The sequence below is a fragment of the Rhodococcus sp. W8901 genome, from assembly GCF_013348805.1.
Taxonomy (GTDB): Bacteria; Actinomycetota; Actinomycetes; order Mycobacteriales; family Mycobacteriaceae; genus Prescottella.
Genome location: NZ_CP054690.1, coordinates 2,245,658 through 2,263,685, shown reverse-complemented (window position 1 = coordinate 2,263,685; position 18,028 = coordinate 2,245,658). Strand labels below are relative to the sequence as shown.

Annotated in this window: 17 protein-coding genes; 5 read left to right on the top strand and 12 right to left on the bottom strand. The window is 68.8% G+C overall.

What is annotated here, in order from left to right; translation table 11 throughout:
* Positions 1-102 precede the first annotated feature (102 nt).
* From HUN07_RS10760 to HUN07_RS10730, 7 genes are all read right to left on the bottom strand, one after another.
* Positions 103-771 (bottom strand): methionine ABC transporter permease, encoded by a 669-nt coding sequence (locus HUN07_RS10760; protein ID WP_114719641.1) that lies wholly within the window; start codon positions 769-771, stop codon positions 103-105.
* Complete coding sequence (locus HUN07_RS10755; protein ID WP_174909632.1) at positions 768-1,802, bottom strand: methionine ABC transporter ATP-binding protein; 1,035 nt, start codon at positions 1,800-1,802, stop codon at positions 768-770. The genes HUN07_RS10760 and HUN07_RS10755 overlap by 4 nt, the downstream gene beginning before the upstream one ends.
* On the bottom strand, positions 1,802-2,635 hold the full coding sequence (locus tag HUN07_RS10750; protein WP_174909630.1) for a MetQ/NlpA family ABC transporter substrate-binding protein: 834 nt from the start codon (positions 2,633-2,635) through the stop codon (positions 1,802-1,804). The genes HUN07_RS10755 and HUN07_RS10750 overlap by 1 nt, the downstream gene beginning before the upstream one ends.
* A gap of 31 nt (positions 2,636-2,666) precedes the next feature.
* On the bottom strand, positions 2,667-3,665 hold the full coding sequence (locus HUN07_RS10745) for an isopenicillin N synthase family dioxygenase (RefSeq protein ID WP_114719635.1): 999 nt from the start codon (positions 3,663-3,665) through the stop codon (positions 2,667-2,669).
* A gap of 367 nt (positions 3,666-4,032) precedes the next feature.
* Positions 4,033-5,538: a SulP family inorganic anion transporter gene (locus HUN07_RS10740; protein WP_174909628.1), complete on the bottom strand. Its 1,506-nt coding sequence runs from the start codon at positions 5,536-5,538 to the stop codon at positions 4,033-4,035.
* Positions 5,539-5,594: 56 nt separating this feature from the next.
* Complete coding sequence (locus HUN07_RS10735; RefSeq protein ID WP_174909626.1) at positions 5,595-6,161, bottom strand: alpha/beta fold hydrolase; 567 nt, start codon at positions 6,159-6,161, stop codon at positions 5,595-5,597.
* 41 nt (positions 6,162-6,202) lie between these two features.
* On the bottom strand, positions 6,203-7,504 hold the full coding sequence (locus HUN07_RS10730) for a serine hydrolase domain-containing protein (protein ID WP_174909624.1): 1,302 nt from the start codon (positions 7,502-7,504) through the stop codon (positions 6,203-6,205).
* Positions 7,505-7,657: 153 nt separating this feature from the next.
* On the opposite strand from HUN07_RS10730, the gene HUN07_RS10725 reads away from it, so the two are divergent.
* From HUN07_RS10725 to HUN07_RS10715, 3 genes are read left to right on the top strand one after another with little or no spacing between them, the layout of a single operon-like run.
* The gene (locus HUN07_RS10725) at positions 7,658-8,023 is read left to right on the top strand and encodes a GntR family transcriptional regulator (RefSeq protein ID WP_441346808.1); all 366 of its coding nucleotides are present in this window, start codon (positions 7,658-7,660) and stop codon (positions 8,021-8,023) included.
* The gene (locus HUN07_RS10720) at positions 8,020-8,940 is read left to right on the top strand and encodes an ABC transporter ATP-binding protein (protein WP_174909622.1); all 921 of its coding nucleotides are present in this window, start codon (positions 8,020-8,022) and stop codon (positions 8,938-8,940) included. The genes HUN07_RS10725 and HUN07_RS10720 overlap by 4 nt, the downstream gene beginning before the upstream one ends.
* On the top strand, positions 8,937-9,686 hold the full coding sequence (locus HUN07_RS10715) for an ABC transporter permease (protein WP_254622892.1): 750 nt from the start codon (positions 8,937-8,939) through the stop codon (positions 9,684-9,686). Before HUN07_RS10720 ends, HUN07_RS10715 begins: the two co-directional genes overlap by 4 nt.
* On the opposite strand, the gene HUN07_RS10710 is transcribed toward HUN07_RS10715, so the two are convergent.
* Together HUN07_RS10710 and map are read right to left on the bottom strand one after the other, a co-directional pair.
* Entirely contained in the window at positions 9,667-11,187 is a 1,521-nt protein-coding gene (locus HUN07_RS10710) for a cobyric acid synthase (protein ID WP_174914622.1), read from the bottom strand. The two genes, HUN07_RS10715 and HUN07_RS10710, sit on opposite strands and share 20 nt — an antisense overlap.
* An 8-nt stretch (positions 11,188-11,195) precedes the next feature.
* The gene (gene map, locus HUN07_RS10705; RefSeq protein WP_174909620.1) at positions 11,196-12,053 is read right to left on the bottom strand and encodes a type I methionyl aminopeptidase; all 858 of its coding nucleotides are present in this window, start codon (positions 12,051-12,053) and stop codon (positions 11,196-11,198) included.
* A gap of 166 nt (positions 12,054-12,219) precedes the next feature.
* On the opposite strand from map, the gene murJ reads away from it, so the two are divergent.
* Positions 12,220-13,827 carry a murein biosynthesis integral membrane protein MurJ gene (murJ, locus tag HUN07_RS10700; RefSeq protein WP_174909618.1) on the top strand — a complete coding sequence of 536 codons (1,608 nt, stop codon included), beginning with the start codon at positions 12,220-12,222 and terminating at the stop codon, positions 13,825-13,827.
* Between the two features lie 33 nt (positions 13,828-13,860).
* Here murJ and HUN07_RS10695 read toward each other — a convergent pair whose 3' ends face one another.
* Positions 13,861-14,718, bottom strand: coding sequence for an alpha/beta fold hydrolase (locus HUN07_RS10695; RefSeq protein ID WP_174914620.1), 858 nt, complete (start codon positions 14,716-14,718; stop codon positions 13,861-13,863).
* A gap of 130 nt (positions 14,719-14,848) precedes the next feature.
* Here HUN07_RS10695 and HUN07_RS10690 point away from each other — a divergent pair, with 130 nt between their 5' ends.
* On the top strand, positions 14,849-15,178 hold the full coding sequence (locus tag HUN07_RS10690; protein WP_254622890.1) for a hypothetical protein: 330 nt from the start codon (positions 14,849-14,851) through the stop codon (positions 15,176-15,178).
* A 32-nt stretch (positions 15,179-15,210) separates the two neighbouring features.
* Here the strand turns inward: HUN07_RS10690 and HUN07_RS10685 are convergent, their stop codons facing one another.
* Complete coding sequence (locus HUN07_RS10685) at positions 15,211-16,560, bottom strand: diacylglycerol/lipid kinase family protein (protein WP_174909616.1); 1,350 nt, start codon at positions 16,558-16,560, stop codon at positions 15,211-15,213.
* Positions 16,561-16,602: 42 nt separating this feature from the next.
* Positions 16,603-18,018, bottom strand: coding sequence for a DUF2252 domain-containing protein (locus HUN07_RS10680; protein ID WP_174909614.1), 1,416 nt, complete (start codon positions 18,016-18,018; stop codon positions 16,603-16,605).
* Positions 18,019-18,028: the final 10 nt, after the last annotated feature.

Genomic DNA, 18,028 nt, shown 5'->3' with positions numbered 1-18,028 from the left:
GCACTTGCCGGCGTCCGGCGTCGGCGGGCCGCGTCGACACCCCAGCAACGAGGAACGCTCCGCACCCGAAATCGGGTGCGGAGCGTTCGTCGTCTCAGAGGCCTACTTCCGGTGCGAGAGCGCCCGGACCACCCCGTCTCCGATGGACTGCAGGATCTGCACCAGCACGATGAGCACCACCACCGCGACCAGGAGCACCGGCGTGTTGAACCGCTGGTAGCCGTAGACGATCGCGAAGTCGCCCAGACCGCCGCCGCCGATGACCCCGGCCATCGCCGAGTACCCGACGAGCAGGACGACGGTCAGCGTCGCACCCGCCACCAGCGACGAAACCGACTCCGGCAGCAGCACTTTCCGGACGACCTGCATGTTCGTCGCCCCCATCGCCTGACCGGCCTCGATGCGACCGACGGGCACCTCCCGCAATGCCGACTCGACCACGCGCGCATAGAACGGGATCGCGCCGATCGTGAGCGGCACGATCGCCGCGGTCGGCCCGATCGCGGTGCCGACGATCAAGCGGGTGAGCCCGATGAGCGCGATCATCAGGATCAGGAACGGCAGCGAGCGGAAGATGTTGACGATCGTGCCGAGCACGACGTTGACGACGCGCTGCGGCCACAGTCCGCTCGGCGCGGTCACGTACAGCACGACGCCGAGCAGGATCCCGCCGAGCACGGTGAGCACGAAGGAGATCCCCACCATGTAGAGGGTCTCCTGCGTCGCCTCCCACACCTCGGGGAGCGAGTCGTACCAGGTCAGCTTGTTCATGCGGTGGCTCCCTGCGTCACGGCGCCGGTCGTTTCCGGTCCTTCACCCCACGCCAGGGTGGTACCCGGCTGGGCGTCCACGAACGCGGCGACGTCCGCCCGGTCCACGTCGGGACCGAAACGCAGACGCAGTCGGCCGACGGTGACGCCGGCGACCTGTTCGACCCGACCGCCGACCACGGAGATGTCGACGTCGAGCTTGCGGACGAGCTGCGCGAGCCACGGTCCGTGGGCCTCGTCACCGATCGTCGTGACCAGTGCGGTGTCCGCGTCGGCGCCCGCGGACGGGTCGTCCCCGACCGGGACGATCGCCGCGCCCAGAACCGAGCCGGGCGTACCGACCAGATCGAGGATCCGTCCGGTCTCCGCGATCCGGCCGTCCTCGAGCCGGGCGGCGGAGGTGCAGATGCGGCGCAGCACACCCAGTTCGTGGGTGATGAGCACGACGGTGACGCCGATCCTGCGATTCAGCTCGGCGAGCAGGTCGAGCACCTGATCGGTGGTGTCGGGATCGAGCGCACTGGTCGCCTCGTCGCAGAGCAGCACGTCGGGCTCGGACGCGAGGGCGCGGGCGATGCCCACGCGCTGCTGCTGCCCGCCCGACAGCTGCGACGGGAACGTCTTCTCCTTGCCCGCGAGACCGACCAACTCGATCAGCTCGTCGGCGCGGGCCCGGCGCTGCTTGCGGTCCAGTCCGGCCAGTTCGAGCGGGAACTCGATGTTGGCCCGCACGGTCCGCGAGTGCAGCAGGTTGAACTGCTGGAACACGGTGCCGATGCGGCGGCGCGCCTGCCGCTGGCCGGCACCGGTGAGCTGCGAGACGTCGTCGCCGCGGAGCACGATGCGCCCGCTGGTGGGGCGCTCGAGCAGGTTCAGGCACCGCAGCAGCGTGGACTTGCCCGCACCCGACGGTCCGACGATGCCGAAGATCTCGCCCTCGGCGATCTCGAGGTCGATGCCGCGCAGGGCCGAGACCTCCCCCGCGCCGGCGGCGGCGGGGAAGGTCTTGACCAGATTCTCGACGGTGATCATCACTTCGCGGGGTGGACCGGGACGACGGAACCGCTGTAGTTCTCCTGGATCCACGCGGCGGTCTCCGGGGAGACGAGCGCGTCGGCGAGGGCCTTGACGCCCGGATCGTTCTCGTTCGCCGCGCGGACGACGAGCAGGTTCGCGAACGGGTTGTTCTCGACGTTCTCCGAGAGCAGGGCGTCGTCGGCCGGGATCAGGCCGGCCTCGATCGCGTAGTTCGAGTTGATGACCGCGGCGGTGATCTGCGGGTCGCCCAGGTTGCGGGCGATCTGCGAGCGCTCGATCTCGACGAACTTCAGGTTCTTCGGGTTGGCCTTGATGTTCTTCTGCGTGACGATGGACAGATCGGCGTCCGCGAACGGCACGTCCATCTGGATCAGTCCGGCCGACTCGAGCAGGTACAGCCCGCGCGAGAAGTTGGTGGTGTCCTTGGGCAGGGCGATGGTCGACCCGTCGGCGATCTGGTCGATCGCGGTGACCTTCTCGGAGTACAGGCCCATCGGCTCGAGGTGGACGTCGGCGACCGAGACGAGGTCGCTGACACCCTTCTGCTTCTGCCAGTCCGCGAGGTACGGCGCGTGCTGGAAGTAATTGGCTTGCACGTCGCCGGCGACGAGCAGTTCGTTGGGATCGATCTCGCCGGTGACCGGCTTGATGTCGAGCTTGACGTCGCCCAGAGCGCCGGAGTCGGCGATGTGCTCGAGGATCTCCACGTGCGGGGTGCTCGACGCGGAGATCACCAGCGTCTCCCCGTCACCGCTCGAGGAGCAAGCAGCCAGGCCCGCGGTGAGCAGGGCGGCGGCGGACAGAACAGCAGTGCGGCGCAAGAACATTGGGAGGTACCTTCCGATCGGGTCGAGATGGTCAGCCACGCAGTGCGGGCAGGTCGAGCAGGTCGCGGTGGTACCGCTCGGTGACGTTGGGATGGGCGCGCAGGCGCGACTTGAGGGCGTTGAGTCCGTAGCGGGCGTGCAGGGTGCCGCCGTGCTGGTCGGGTCCGACACCGGCCGCCTCGGCGGCCAGCGCGGGCGACAGCGGCACCGTGGGCAGGGCGTGGTCGTAGCCGGGGTTGAGGAAGAACGGCAGCGAGACGCGATCGGTGCCTGCGGCCGGCGGCAGCACCCGGTGCACGGTGGCCTTGAGGTAGCCGCCGGTGGCCACCTCGAGGAGCTCACCGATGTTGACCAGGAAGTGCCCGGGGATCGGGTCGACGTCGAGCCAACCGTTCTCGGTCTCCACCTGGAAGCCGCCGCTGGTCGGTTCGGGGTAGAGCAGGGTCAGGGCCCCGACGTCCTTGTGGCTGCCGACCCCCTGGTCGGTGACCGAGCCGTCGTGGCCCGGGTAGCGGGCAATCTTGAGCAGCGGATCAGGGTCGGCGAAGGCGGCATCGAAGAAGTCCGCGGGGGCGCCGAGCGACTGCGCCCATCCACTGATGAGGCGAAGTCCGGCGGTCTGCGCCTGGGCCGACCACTCGAGCGCCAGGTCGCGCAGCTGCGGGACGCGGGTGGGCCACAGGTTGGGTCCGTGCAGCACGTCCCACGGGCGGTCCGGATCGATCGGCTCGACCGCGGCACGCTCGGGTCCGATGTCGAGCTGCTCGCGCCAGTCGATGTAGCCCTGGGTGCGCTCGCCGCCGACGCGGGTGTAGCCGCGGAAGTGCGGCGAGTTGCTGTTCTCGATCTCGAGCTTGTCGGCCTCGGGCAGCGCGAAGAACTCGCGAGCCGCGGCGATCAGGTCGTCGGTGAGCTGCTGGTCGATGCCGTGACCGGTCAGGTAGAAGAATCCAATCTCGTGCGTGACGGTGCGCAGGGCGTCGATGTCGAGGTTTTCCAGATCGATGATCGGGAGGGAACGGGCGGACATGGAACGGATCCTTTCCCCACGGGCACCGGCGGAAAACTCACGCTGCGACGTTTCGGTGCCCGGTGGGAAGAATCAGCACGGGGATGCGGGACGGCCTTCGAGGTGCCGTCGCGCGGGGATCTCGTCTCAGCTCACGCGCATGCAGCGACAACACGCGCAACGCATTCGCGTCACGGTGGCGGTGGCTGCAGTGCCGCGCATCGAGGTCCTTCCCGGACAGGATCGAGAAACCGACACACCGGGTTCGGCGTGTCCGTGCCTGGAGGCTAACCCCCTTTCAGCCGTTCGATCAAATCGAACGTATACGCACGGCGACGAACGGCGACATTTGTTCGACGAACGGTCGTGGGCGGCACGGTCGAGCGATCTAGCCGAGCTTCCCGGACAACCGTTCGAGGCGGTGCAGACTCGCACCGTCGAGGCCCACGATGCGCGTGGACGTCCCCTTGGCGGCGTACTTGCGCCGCACCGCGTCGAGCGTGGCCACCGTGGAGGCATCCCACACCTCTGCGTCGGTGAGGTCGATGACCACCGAGTCCGGGTCGCCGCCGTAGTCGAAGCGGCGGATCAGGTCGTTACTCGACGCCCAGAACAACTCCCCGGTCACCCGGTAGGTCCGCTCTACGACCCCGCCGGCCTCACGGTCGTCGCGGTCGTGGACGTCGACGCGGGCCGTGCGGGCGACCCGCCGCGCGAACGCCACCATCGCGGTGAGGACACCGAGGACGACACCGACCGCCAGGTTCTCGGTCGCGAGGGTGCCCGCGACGGTCACCAGCATCACGAGGGTTTCGCTGCGCGGCATCAGCTTCAGGGTGCGCGGTGCAATGCTGCGCCAGTCGAAGGTCGTCACCGCGATCACGAGCATCACCGCCACCAGTGCGGCCATCGGGACGGCCCCGACGACGTCGCCGACGGTCACGCACAGCGCGAGCAGGAAGAATCCGGCGAGGAACGTGGAGATCCTGGTGCGGGCCCGCCCCTCCTTGACGTTGATCATCGTCTGGCCGATCATCGCGCAGCCACCCATGCCGCCGAACAACGCGCCGGCGATGTTCGCGACGCCCTGCCCCCAGGCTTCGCGGGTCTTGCCGGACGGGGTGTCGGTGATGTCGTCGACGAGTTTGGCGGTCAGCAACGACTCGAGCAGACCGACCAGCGCCAGGCCGAGGGCGAACGGTGCGACGATCGTCAGCGTCTCCCACGTCCACGGCACGTCCGGGATCATCCACGTGGGCAGGCCCGACGGCAGCTCACCCTGGTCCGCGACGTCGGGCACGTCGAGACGGAACAGTGCCACCACACTGGTCAGCACCACGATCGCGATCAGCGGGGCGGGCACCGCCGTCGTCAGCCTGGGCACGAACACGATCATCGCCAGCCCGGCCACGACCAGCGGATAGACGAGCCACGGCACGTCGAACAGATGCCGCAACTGCGCGCTGAAGATGAGGATCGCGAGCGCGTTGACGAACCCGATCATCACCGACCTCGGGATGAACCGCACCAGTCGGGCGATGCCCGCCGCCGCGAAGGCGATCTGGAGTGCGCCGGCCAGCCACACCGCCGCGATCAGGTAGTCGATCCCGTGCGCGGCCACGAGCGGGGCCACCACCAGCGCCGTCGCACCGGCGGCAGCGGAGACCATCGCCGGCCGGCCACCGACGAACGCGATCGTCATCGCCATGATGCACGACGTGTACAGCGCCACCTTGGGATCCACGCCCGCGATGACCGCGAACGAGATCACCTCGGGGATCAGCGCGAGGGACGTCACCAGCCCGGCCAGCGCCTCGGTGGTGAGTCGGCGTGGGGAACGCAGCGCGGCGCGAACGGACGTGACGTCGGACGGGGCGGGAACGGTGTCGTGCACCGGAGGAGTCTAGAAACCTCCCGCCGGCGCCCGCGGGTCAGCCCGCACCCGAGCCGCTACCAGGAGCTCGTGCGGAGAACGATCTCGCTGGCGAGCTCCGGGGCCGCGTCCGCGGGGACGTTGTCGATGCCGTCGAGCTGGACGATCCGGAACTCCGAATACGCGTACCGCCCACTGGCGTCCGCGCAGGGACGGCCGAGCGAGGTGCCCACGACGACCGTAGTCGGCAGTTCGACGGCGGGGCACGCCGCGTCCCGAACCGAGCCGTCCGCCCCCGGCACCGCGGGGTGGCCACGATCGGCGACGACGAGGCTCGCGAACCGACCGAATGTCTTGGCGGCCAGCAGCCACGCCAGCTCGGCGCCCGACCCGGAGCCGACGAGGTTCACCCACGGCAGCTTCAGCTCGTCGAGCATCGCGATCACCGACGGCTCGTCGAGCCCGTCGACGTTCTCCGGGACGACGGTCCGCAGATCCGAGTCGTGCAGGCGCGCGCAGACGGCGTCGAAGACGTCAGCCGTATCGCCCGCATCGGGAAGCAAGAGAACTGTGTGTCGGCTCTCGGGCCCACCGATACGGACCGTCCAGGTCCCGCTTCCCACCTCAACACGCGTCGACTCCATGGCTGGAAACGGTACGCGATCCACGTCACGGAATCGGACGCCTATGCGGGATAGACCTTGCCGATGATCTCCTTCGCCATGGTGGTCGCCGGATCCTGCCCGTTCGCGGCCGGAGCCAGATTGGTCCACACCACCAGGGTCACCTTGTTCTCGGGGTCGTGACCCATGAAGGAGTTGAATCCCGGAAGCTCCCCGGTGTGCCCGAACATCGGACCCATTTTCGCTATACCCCAACCGTATTGGGCCGACGCACTGTCCGGGCCCGTCGGCTGCACGCTGGCGAGGCGCTGGGCCTGCAGGTCGGCGTCGAGCAGCTTCCCGCCGACCAGGGCCTGCACCCACGTCACGAGGTCGTTGGCGGTCGAGATGCCGGCGCCGGCCGCCCATGCCCACGACGGGTTGACGTCGGTGACGTCGTTCGGCTGCAGCGTTGCGTCCTTCGCGGCGGCCTGCATGTCTGCCGGCAGCGCCGGATCGGTCAACGTGTCCATGTTCGTCCCGTACACGTAACCCTGTGAGTGCGGCGCGGGAATCGAACTGTCGGCGGTGTCCGGGAACGAGGTTCCGGTCAGCCCCAACGGACCGAACAGCCGCGACTGGAAGATCTGCGGCAACGGCTTGCCGTCCAGGCTCTCCGCGATGAGACCCAGCAGCACGATGTTGGTGTTGGAGTAGTGATACCCCTGCCCCGGCGGGAAGTACGGCGGATTCGCGAACCCGATCGCCAGCAGGTCGTCCGGCTTCCATTGCTTCTGCGGGTCGTTGTCGAGGGTCTCGTTGAGCTCGGCGGTCTCGGTGTAGTTGAACAGGCCGCTGCGCATGTCGAGCAACTGCTCGATGGTGATGTTGTCGCCGTTCGGCACGTCCGGCCGGTACTTCGAGACCGGATCCGTCAGCGCGATCTTGCCCTCCTGGACGAGCTGCAGGATCACCGTGCCGGTCATGGTCTTGGTGTTGGAGCCGATGCGAATGTGGTCGACGGTGGTCACCGCCGTCGACGCGCCGAGCTTTCCCGTGCCGTAGGTCGCCGTGAGGTCCCCGCCGGGCATCTTGAGGATGGCGACCGCACCCGGGACCTGCAGGTCCTTCGCCATCGACGCAACGGTCTCGTTCAGGGTGGCCGCGTCGATCTTCTGCAGCGCCACGGTGGTGGTCGCGGACGCCGTACTGCTTGACGTCGCGCTACTCGAGGCCGTCTCGCCGGATCCCGAATCACCGGAGGAACAACCGGCGATCGCGAGCGCCGCGACCAGCGCGCCGCACGCGACACGAATCCCCGTCCCGGTATCGAATCTGCTGCGCACGTCGACTCCCCTCACGCGGATGTCCAGGCCGTTCGGCATCGCTCCGGATCTTAGGTGCCGGAACCACTCCTCCGTGCCGAACGGACGAAACCGCCTCACGCCCGGCGCAATCGGGTTGACCGCACACCACACCGGCTCTATGGTTCATTACATGAGTAATGAACCAATCAGCCCTGCGGCCGGAGGGTCACGGTGCTGAACGAGGAGGGCAAGCCCCTCTTCCAGCAGATCGCGGGGCTCGTCGAGAACGCGATCATCGACGGTTCACTGCCGGAGGAGTCGCAGGCGCCGTCCACCAACGAACTGGCGGCCTTCCACCGGATCAACCCGGCGACGGCGGCGAAGGGACTCAACCAGCTCGTCGCCGACGGAATCCTTTACAAGAGAAGGGGTATCGGCATGTTCGTCACCACGGGCGCCCGGGACGCGCTCCGGTTCCGCAGGCGCGAACAGTTCGCGACGCAATACGTCGCGCCGCTCGTCCGCGAGGCGGACAAGCTCGGAATGAGCATCGCCGAACTCAAATCCATGCTGGACAAGTGGGAGGAACGTCCATGACCATCACAGACATCGACCGGGACACCATCGTCTCGGTACGGGCGCTCGGGAAGCGCTACGGCGACGTCACCGCGCTCGACGACATCTCGTTCGATCTGCGGGAAGGGAAGATCTACGGGCTGCTCGGCCGCAACGGCGCGGGCAAGACCACGCTGATGAAGATCCTCACCGGCCAGGAACTGCCGAGCAGCGGGGAGGTCAGTGCGTTCGGCGGGGCACCGTTCGAGAACGCGGACGTCCTGCAGAACGTGTGCTTCGTCAAGGAGAGCCAGAAGTATCCGGACGATCTGAAGGTCAAGCACGTCCTGTCCGCCGCGGCCCTCCTGCTACCGGGGTGGGACGGCGAGTTCGCCGGCCGATTGATGGACGACTTCCAACTCCCCGAGTGCCGCCGGGTCAAGAAGCTCTCGCGCGGAATGACGTCTGCGCTCGGCATCGTCATCGGGCTCGCATCGCGGGCGCCGCTGACGCTGTTCGACGAGCCCTACCTGGGCCTCGACGCGGTTGCCCGCCAACTGTTCTACGACCGACTGCTCGCCGACTACGTGGACCACCCGCGCACGGTCGTGCTGTCCACGCATCTGATCGACGAGGTGGCCGACCTGCTCGAACACGTCATCGTGATCGACGGCGGCCGGGTCGCCACCGACGCCGATTCCGACGACCTGCGCAGCCGGCATGTGCTGGCCAGTGGTCGTGCCGCGGCCGTGGACGCCTTCACAGCGGGACGGACGGTCCTGCACCGCGAGGACATCGGCGGCTTCGCACGCGCAACCGTGCGTGGCACGATCTCCGCGGCGGACCGCGCCGAGGCGGCGCGAAACGACATCGAACTGTCGCCGGTCTCCCTGCAGCAGATCACGATTCGCAACGCCCTCGACAGCCGCACCGACATCGGCAAGGAGACCCGGTCATGACCGTCGCCACCCCCACCCGCACCGCCGCTTCGGCGGGCCCCTCGCCCACCGGTGTCCGACGCCTCCTGGCGGTATGCCGACTCCACGTGGTGGCGTGGCCGCTGCTGCTGGCCCTGCCCGCCGCGATCCTCGCGGTCACGTTCGCCATCAATCTCACGATCTTCGCGCTGATCGACGCCGAGAGCGAGACCCACGGCACCGGCGCCGTGCTCTCGCTGTACGGATTCGTCGTGGCGTTCTACGCGCAGGCGATGACACAGTCGTTCCCGTTCGCGCTGGGCTTGAGCGTGACGCGGCGCCAGTTCTTCACCTCGACCGTCGTCGTGGCGGTGGTCCAGTCGGCCGCGTTCGCCGCGGTGCTGCAGCTGCTGTCGGTGATCGAGGCGGCGACCGACGGGTGGGGAGTCCGGATGCGCATGTTCGGAGTCCTCCGCTACGCGACGGATTCGAGTGTGCTCCAGACCGTCACGCTGTTCGCAAGCCTGCTGCTGACCACATCGATCTCGATGCTGCTCGGCGCGGTGTACCAGCGCTGGAGGACACCGGGGTTCCTCATCGCGGGAATCGGGACGATCGGAGCACTGGGCATCGCCGCGGTCGTCATCACGTGGGCACGCTGGTGGCCGGCGGTGGGATCATGGTTCGTCGATGCGCCCCGGACGGTGGTGCTCGCGGTGGTTCCGCTGGCAGCCTCGGTCGCGGCGATCGCCGCGACCTGGGCAGTCCTCAGGCGAGCGACGACCTGATCATGGGCATTCCGCTCGGCGCGCCGCCTCCCAGCAGCGCGTCGAGCGCGTCCAGGTCCAGGTGCTGTTCCACCAGGTCGGCCAGCAGATCCAACTGCGCCTCCCGCACCCGCGCGACGTCGGTGCCGGGCGCGACGCGGAACCCGGGCCGGCCGGCCGCGTCGGCGATCTCGGTCAGCAGGTGCCGCCGGTAGTCGTCGCTCTCGAGCAGACCGTGCCAGTGGGTGCCGCGGACACTCCCCCGGACGCTACCCTCCTTGACGCCGTCCGCGCCGCTCAACAGCGGCGCGTCGCCGTTGCGCCGGATGCGCCCGTGATGGATCTCGTAGCCGCGCACCGGGATTCCGTCGGCGTGACCGTCGACCTGCGCGAGCACCTTGTCGGCGGCGAACTCGATCTCGAGGTCGAGCAGCCCCAGTCCGGGTACCGCGCCGACGCCGGATTCGATACCGTCGTCGATCACCGTGCCCAACATCTGGTAGCCGCCACAGATGCCGAGAATCGCGCCGCCGGTCTCCGCACGGCGGACGAGAGCGTCACCGATTCCGTTGCGCCGCATCCACTCCAGATCGGCCACCGTCGACTTGCTGCCGGGCACGACGACGAGGTCGACGTCGGCGAGGCGCGACGGCTCGCTCACCCAGTGCACCGAAACGCCCGGTTCGCACGCGAGGGCCTCGACGTCGGTGGAGTTCGAGATCCGCGGCAGCCGGATCGCGGCCACCCGCAACCATTCGTCGCCGGCGGGCGGGCCGGGCCGTCCCACCGGTGCGTCGCCGACCACGCCGAGCGAGTCCTCGGCGTCGAGCCACAGGTCCTCGGCGAACGGGACGACGCCGAGGGTCGGCCGTCCGGTGAGGGCACGCAGTTGCTCGAGGCCCGGTTCGAGGAGGCTCACGTCCCCGCGGAACTTGTTGATCACGAACCCGGCGATCAGCGCCTGGTCCTCAGGAGAGAGGACCGCGACCGTCCCGAACAGGTGAGCCAGCACTCCCCCGCGGTCGATGTCGCCGACCACGATCACCGGCAGCTGCGCGGCCTGCGCCAACCCCATGTTCGCCAGGTCGGTGGCGCGCAGGTTGATCTCGGCGGGCGATCCGGCACCCTCGCAGATCACGACGTCGAACTCGTCGCGCAGCGACGCCAGCTCGTCGGCGACGATGTCCCGGAGCCACTCGCGGTGGGTGATGTAGTCGCGGGCGCCGACACTGGTGACGGCCTTGCCGCGGACCACCAGCTGCGACGTCCGGTCGCCGCCGGGCTTGAGCAGCACCGGGTTGAACCGGACACTCGGCTCGAGGCCGCACGCCCGCGCCTGCAGCGCCTGGGCCCGGCCGATCTCCCCGCCGTCGAGGGTGACGACGGAGTTGTTCGACATGTTCTGCGCTTTGAACGGCGCCACCTTCACCCCGCGCCGCGCCAGCATCCGGCACAGCCCGGCCACCAGGACGCTCTTGCCGGCGTCGGAGGTGGTGCCGGCGACCAGCAGTGCGCCGGTCAGCGCCGCTGTCACGGCAGCGTGAGGATCTCGTTGCCCTCATCGGTGACGACGATGGTGTGCTCGAACTGGGCGGTCCACTTGCGATCCTTGGTGACGACTGTCCAGCCGTCCTCCCAGATGTCGTAGTCGACGGTGCCGAGGTTGATCATCGGCTCGATCGTGAACACCATGCCGGGCTCGATGATGGTGTCGACGTTCGGCTGGTCGTAGTGCAGGATCACCAGGCCGTTGTGGAAGGTCTCACCGATGCCGTGGCCGGTGAAGTCACGCACGACGCCGTAGCCGAAGCGGTTGGCGTACGACTCGATGACGCGGCCGATGACGTTGAGTTCGCGGCCCGGCCTCACGGCCTTGATGGCACGCATCGTCGCCTCGTGGGTGCGCTCGACCAGCAGGCGGTTCTCCTCCGAGACGTCGCCCGCGAGGAACGTCGCATTGGTGTCGCCGTGCACGCCGTCGATGTAGGCGGTGACGTCGATGTTGACGATGTCGCCGTCCTGGATCACCGTCGAGTCGGGGATGCCGTGGCAGATCACCTCGTTGAGCGACGTGCAGCACGACTTCGGGAAGCCGCGGTAGCCCAGCGTCGACGGGTAGGCGCCGTGGTCGCACATGTACTCGTGCGCGATCCGGTCCAACTCGTCGGTCGTGGCCCCCGGCGCGACGGCCTTACCGGCCTCCTGCAGCGCCTGCGCCGCGATCTTGCTCGCCACCCGCATCTTCTCGATGGTCTCGGGCGTCTGCACCCACGGCTCCTTGCCCTCCCGGGCCGTCGCCTTCCACACGTACTCGGGACGCTCGATGTCCTTCGGGACAGCGAGGGTGGGCGAGACGGTTCCGGAAACGAGCGCAGTGCGAACAGACATGGGTTCAGGGTAGACCGGTGGTCCCGGAGCTTTCCGACTTCCCCGCTACACGCCTCGACGGCGACAGCGCCGCCGTGCCGTCGACATCCTGCCCCAGCCCAGATCCGCCCGTCCCCTGGACGGTGAGGCAACGCGCCGGTCGGGTGCGCCGTGAGAGCCTGAAATCATGGGGAGACATCGAAGGCAGGATGACGAGCCGGAACGCCTGGTCGCGCGGGCTGGGGGACGAGTCGCCGTCGCCGGGACGGTCAGCCGTGTGACGGGTTTCGTTCGCACGGCGGCGCTGGCGGCGGTGCTGGGGACTGCACTGGTCGGCGATGCCTACAACGGCGCGAACAGCTTTCCCAACATGGTGTACGCACTGCTGCTCGGTGGTGTGCTCACGAGCGTGTTGATCCCCGTCCTGACGCGCTCACGATTACGTGGCGGCCAGGTGGACGTCGAGTTCACGCAGCGACTGGTGGCAGGCGCGACGGTCGTGATGGCGGCGGTCACCGTGCTCGCCGTCCTGTGCGCCCCGCTCGTCTCGTCGGTGTTCGTCAAGGACGCCGCGCAGCGGGACCTGACGACCGTGTTCGCGTACCTCCTACTGCCCGAGATCTTCTTCTACGGACTGGCGGCCCTGGCGACGGCGGTGCTCGACGTCCGTGGCGTCCACGGCCCCGCGGCCTGGGCGCCCGTGGTCAACAACGGCATCGTCCTGGCCACGGTGGCCGTGTTCGTCCTGCTGCCGGGGCCGGTCACGCTCACGCCACAGTCGATGACCGTGGCCCAGGTGGCGGTGATCGGTGTCGGCACCACCCTGGGCATCGTCGGACAGGCGGCGACCGTCGTCCTCGCTCTGCGACGCAACGGTTTCCGCTGGCGCTGGAGGGTTCGTCTGCTGCCGTACACGTGGCGTCCCGTGCGCGCCGGGCTACCGCTGATCGGATGGGTCCTCGCCTACGTCGTCACCAGCCAGATCGGCGTCGTCGTGGTGCTGCGCGTCGCCTTCAGCCACGGCGGCGTCTCCACGTACACCTACGCGGACCTGCTCTTCCAGGTGCCGTACGGGATTCTGGGCGTCTCGCTCCTGACGGTTCTGATGCCGCGCATCGCGCGCGCTGTCGCCGAGAACGATCACGCCGCAGTCCTGGCCGACCTCGGGCGCGGCGCCCGGTATTCGGTGGTCGCGCTCGTCCCGGTCACGGCCGCCCTGATGGTCCTGGGACCGACGTTGGCGGCGGTCATCTTCGTCGGTCGTGTGGACCCGGCCGACGCCCACCTGATCGGCACGGCGCTGGCCGTTTCGGCGTTCGGGTTGGCGCCGTTCGCACTCGTGATGCTCCAACTACGGGTCTTCTACGCCGACCACGACACCCGCACACCGGCACTGATCAACATCGCGATGGTGACCACGAAGATCGCGGTCATCGCGGTCGCGGTGACGACACTGCCTGATCAGGGCGTGGTGCTGATGCTGTGCGTCGCCGGTTCCGTCTCCTACGTCGTCGGGGCGATGCTGGGACATGTCCTGTTGCGAAGGCGGTTCGGGCTGCTGGGCTTCCATCACGTGCGCCACACCGCGGTCCGGGTCGTCGCCGCGGCGACAATCTCCGGCGCCATCTGTTTCGTCGTCACGCACGCGACGAAGTCCCATCTGGGCGATCCCCGGACCGGTGCGGCCGCGGCGCTGGTCGCCGGGACCCTCACCGGAATCGCCGCCTTCGCGCTGGCGGCGAAGCTCATCGGGGTTCCGGAGATCCGTCACGCTCGCAGGATCCTTCGGCCCTGACCGCGTGCCCGGTCGCAGCCGGCCGCCGCAGGATCAGCGCTGCAGGAACTCGAGCACGGAGCGCTCGAACGCCGTCTTCGCCTCGATCATCACCCAGTGCCCACACTTGGGAAAGACCCGCAACTCGGCGTCCGGGATGAGGCGCATCGACGCCATCCCCATGTCGGGAGGACTCATCCGGTCGTCGAGGCCCCACGTCAGCATCGTGGGACACGACACCTTGTGCATCATCGCCCAGTACGGCGGCCGTCCGGACTGGAGCAGGGACTGCTGCTGCAGCGCAAAGGATTCCGCGCCGTACATGACCCGCGCGGCCTCGAGCGACTGCGGGTCACGCGCCGCCTCCCATCGCTCCTCGATCAATTGCTCGGTGACGACCCCGGAGTCGTGGACCATGGCCCGCAGCCAGCGGGCCAGATTCTCCTTCGACGGGTCGGCGACGAAGTCGTGCAGCAACCGTCGACCCTCGCTGGGATCGGGGCTGAGGATGTGTGGGCCCACCCCGCCGATCGTGATCAGCCTGCTCACCCGGGCCGGGGAGTGGATCGCGAGATTGACGGCGACGATCCCACCCATCGAGTTGCCGACCATCGCCGCGGACGCGATCCCGAGGGCGTCCATGAAGCGGGTGACCGCCGACCCGGCCGCGAGAACCGGGTGTCCCTCGGTGGGGTCGCTCACGCCGAACCCGGGAAACTCCAGGATGTGGCAGCGGTAGTGCTCGGCGAAGACCCCGAGGTTGCCGCGGTAGTTGCGCCATCCCGACACACCCGGCCCGGAGCCGTGCAGCAGGAGCAGCGGCGGCGCATCCTCGGCGCCGGCCACGTGGTAGCGGAGAACCCCCTCGTCCGTCACCAACTCCCGTTTGGTGCCCTCGTAGCTCACGTCGATCGTCATGTCTCCCCCTCGCGATGATGTACCGAGAGGCCCAGAGTAGAACGCGTTCCAGTTTTGGGGTCGATTTCGGCGGAGATGCGTTTGTCCCCAGTTTGGGTATGGTGACGGGTCAACCTGATCAGAAGTGAGGGTGGCAATGGGCCAGCAGTCGCGGGCCACCGAACGTCGGTGGGCTCCGGTCAAGGTCAGCAACGTCGTCTCGACCGTGTCGGGCGACACCGTCCGTGTCGACGCCGAACTCGGCGGCGACATCAGCCCCGAGTGGGCCGAGGCATTCGAGCGCATGAGCCGAAGCCGGCGGAGCGATCTCGCGCTTCACGCCGACGCCGAGCCGCCCCGCATCACCCTGGTGGCGCGAAGCGACCACGGCGACAGTCCCGAGATCGTCATCCTGTACGCCGTGGAGGAAGTGAACCTCTACGTACGGCTGGCGCTCGAACTCGTCGGTCGATAGCCCCGGGTTCCACCGGCGCCCGCCGGAAGGGGTCACCCTCGCGGGACCCGATTCCGCTGGGAGAACCCGGTCGGCCAGCCCGTCAGCCGGTACAGGCGCGCCAGTTCGATTCCCGGCTTCTTCGGAAGCGCACCCGGCCGGTGCCGCGGCAGACGCACCCGCAGCACCGCGGGCGCGATGGTGCACACAACCGGGGTGCGGACCATCCGGGATTCTCCGTCGACGCCCACCGGTATCACCGACTGATCGGCGTCGACGACGACCTCGGCCGCGCGGGCCGTGCTCACCCCCCGCGCATGAGCGCCCTGCAGCAGACCGACGGCTTCCCGGGCACTGTTCACCGACATCGTCACCACGCCCAGGACACCGTCGTCCAGGCGCTCTCGCCGTCCCATACCCACGAGATCACCGGTGCGGTACGGGCCGTTGCTCACCAGGACCGCCTGTGGACCGCCGACCGTGACGTCGCCGATCTCCACCGTCAGCAGGTAGCCCCGATGGCTGTCGAGCAGCTCGGGCAGCATCTCCAGCACGGTTCCCGTCTTGTCGTCGCGGTAGGCCGGGCTCTGCACCAATTCCGCGTACACCCCGAACGAGGCGTTGTTGACGAACGGGTGCCCGTTCATCCATCCGAGATCGACACGCACCTCGACGCCGTCGGCCAGCGCATCGAGGCACGTGGCAGGGTCGTCTCGGTCCAGCCCGAGATCCAGCGCGAAGTGGTTGCGGGTTCCGGCACTGATCACCAGGAACGGCAGGTCGTGCTCTGCCGCGACGGCGGCCACCAGGGCCTGTGTGCCGTCGCCGCCGGCGACACCGAGCAGATCCGCGCCGCGTTCGACGGCCCGCCGCGCCAGTGCGGCGACGTCGGCGTTCTCCGGTCCGTCGAGCAGAATCACCTCGGCCCCGAGGTCTTCGGCCTTGCGCTGCAGACCGAACTTCGCCACCTTGCCGCCGCCCGAGCGCGGATTCATCAGGAGGAACGGCCGACGTGGGGCAGGGGCGGTGTACTCGGGCATCGCGTTCTTCTCGGGCTCCCCCAGCGCGGCGCGGGCGCACAGGACGGCCGCGAGCAGCAGCACGCACGAGAGCACCACCGCCCACAGCAGATCGGCACGGAGCAATAGGACGAGTACGACGATCGGCGCGAGCACCACCAGGACCGACGAGATCGCGCGTAGCACGCCGTGACTGGTGAGAAACCAGTACGACGCCGCCACTGTCGCCGCGACGCCGCCGGTGCCCACCGCCAGCACGGCGGCGGTGCCGAACAACCCTGCGAACGCGATCGGCGCTGCGGCCGCACCGAATGCCGCCACGAATGCGGCTCGGGCCCACCATCGGCGAACCCGCGGCCGGGTGTCCGTGTTCTCGTTGCCCATCTCAGTCCTCATCGGTATCGGACACTGCGCCGCGCACTTTGGTCATACCCCGAACTGTGCGGCGATACGGCGTTCGTCGATGGCCTCGAGCAGGACCGCGTGGTCGCGGGCGTTCCGGTCGGCGTACGACTCGGCGAACTCGGTGACGGCCTTGTCGAATTCGCTTCCGGCGTCGAGGTAGGCGGCGATCGCGATCCGGTCCCCGGAGCGGGCGTGGCCGTAGGCCAGTACCCGTCCGCACAGCCGCCCGTACAGTTCCATCCCCGACGGCGTCATCGCTTCGACCACCGCCGAGCCCTTGCCGTCGCGCAGTTGACGCACGTAGAAGTCCCGGACCACCCCGTCCGGGTCCGCCCCCCGCTGCCATCCGAGGAAGATGTCGCTCGCGGCCTGCATCAACCGCTGTCCCGCCACGACGCGCTCCCCCTGGTTCGTGAACGACGGACCGTCCACGTAGTTCGCGAGCACCGACGGCCGCGCCTCCTTCGCCTGCAGGAACAGCGGGTCACCGTCGACGCCCTGCAGCAACAGGATCCACGCCTGGGTTCCCACGCTGCCCACGCCGACCACCTTGCGGGCCGCCTGGACGAACTCGAACTGTCGCAGCAGCACCCGCCGGTTGTCCTGCAACGTCTCCCGATAGTCGTCCAGCCGTCCACGCAGCTCCTCGAAGAGGGACTGGGCGTCCGCCTGGGCGAAGACCTCCTCGATCGGCACGATCAGCGGCGGCGTGCTGACGATCCGCCGGCGGCCGTCCACCTCCGTGGTCAGTTTGGCCAGCGCGTGGACGCTGTCCCGGTGCCACGACTTCTCGAGCGTTCTGCGCATGTTCTTCTTCGAGGAGGTGTCGAGTTCGTCGCGGAGCGCGACCAGTTCGGCGGAGGGCTCGATGTGCGAATACCAGACCGCGAGATTTCCCCGCTCCGCCTGCTGCAGCATGGTTTCGCGGTACTCCGCGGCGCACGCGCGGACGACCTTGGTCCGTTGCTTGCCGCCGAGCCCCCGCTCCCGGCCCGCCACCGCGAGGCTCGCGACGAGCCGCTTGACGTCCCACTCGAACGGTCCCGGGTACGTCTCGTCGAAGTCGTTGATATCGAACGCCTGCATCCGTTCGGGGGTGGCGAAGATCCCGAAGTTGCTCAGGTGCGCGTCCCCGCACAACTGCACAGTCAGTCCCGTCCGGGGCGCGCTCGACAGGTCGTCGGCCATGATCAGCGCGGAGCCACGGTAGAAGGCGAACGGACCGCTCGCCATGCGCCCGTACCGCACCCGGACGAGGTCCGGGATGCGGGCCGCGGACTGCTGCTCGAGCAGGCCGATCGGATCGCGCCGAGCGCCCGTCGTGCATTCGGCGAGGGCCGAGAACGGAGTCGCGCGCCTGGCAGCCAGACCACGCTCGGCGCGCTCGGCCCGGCTGAGCGTCGCCTCTCCAGGTTGCTGTCTGTCGGTGTCCGGCATGGTGAACCGT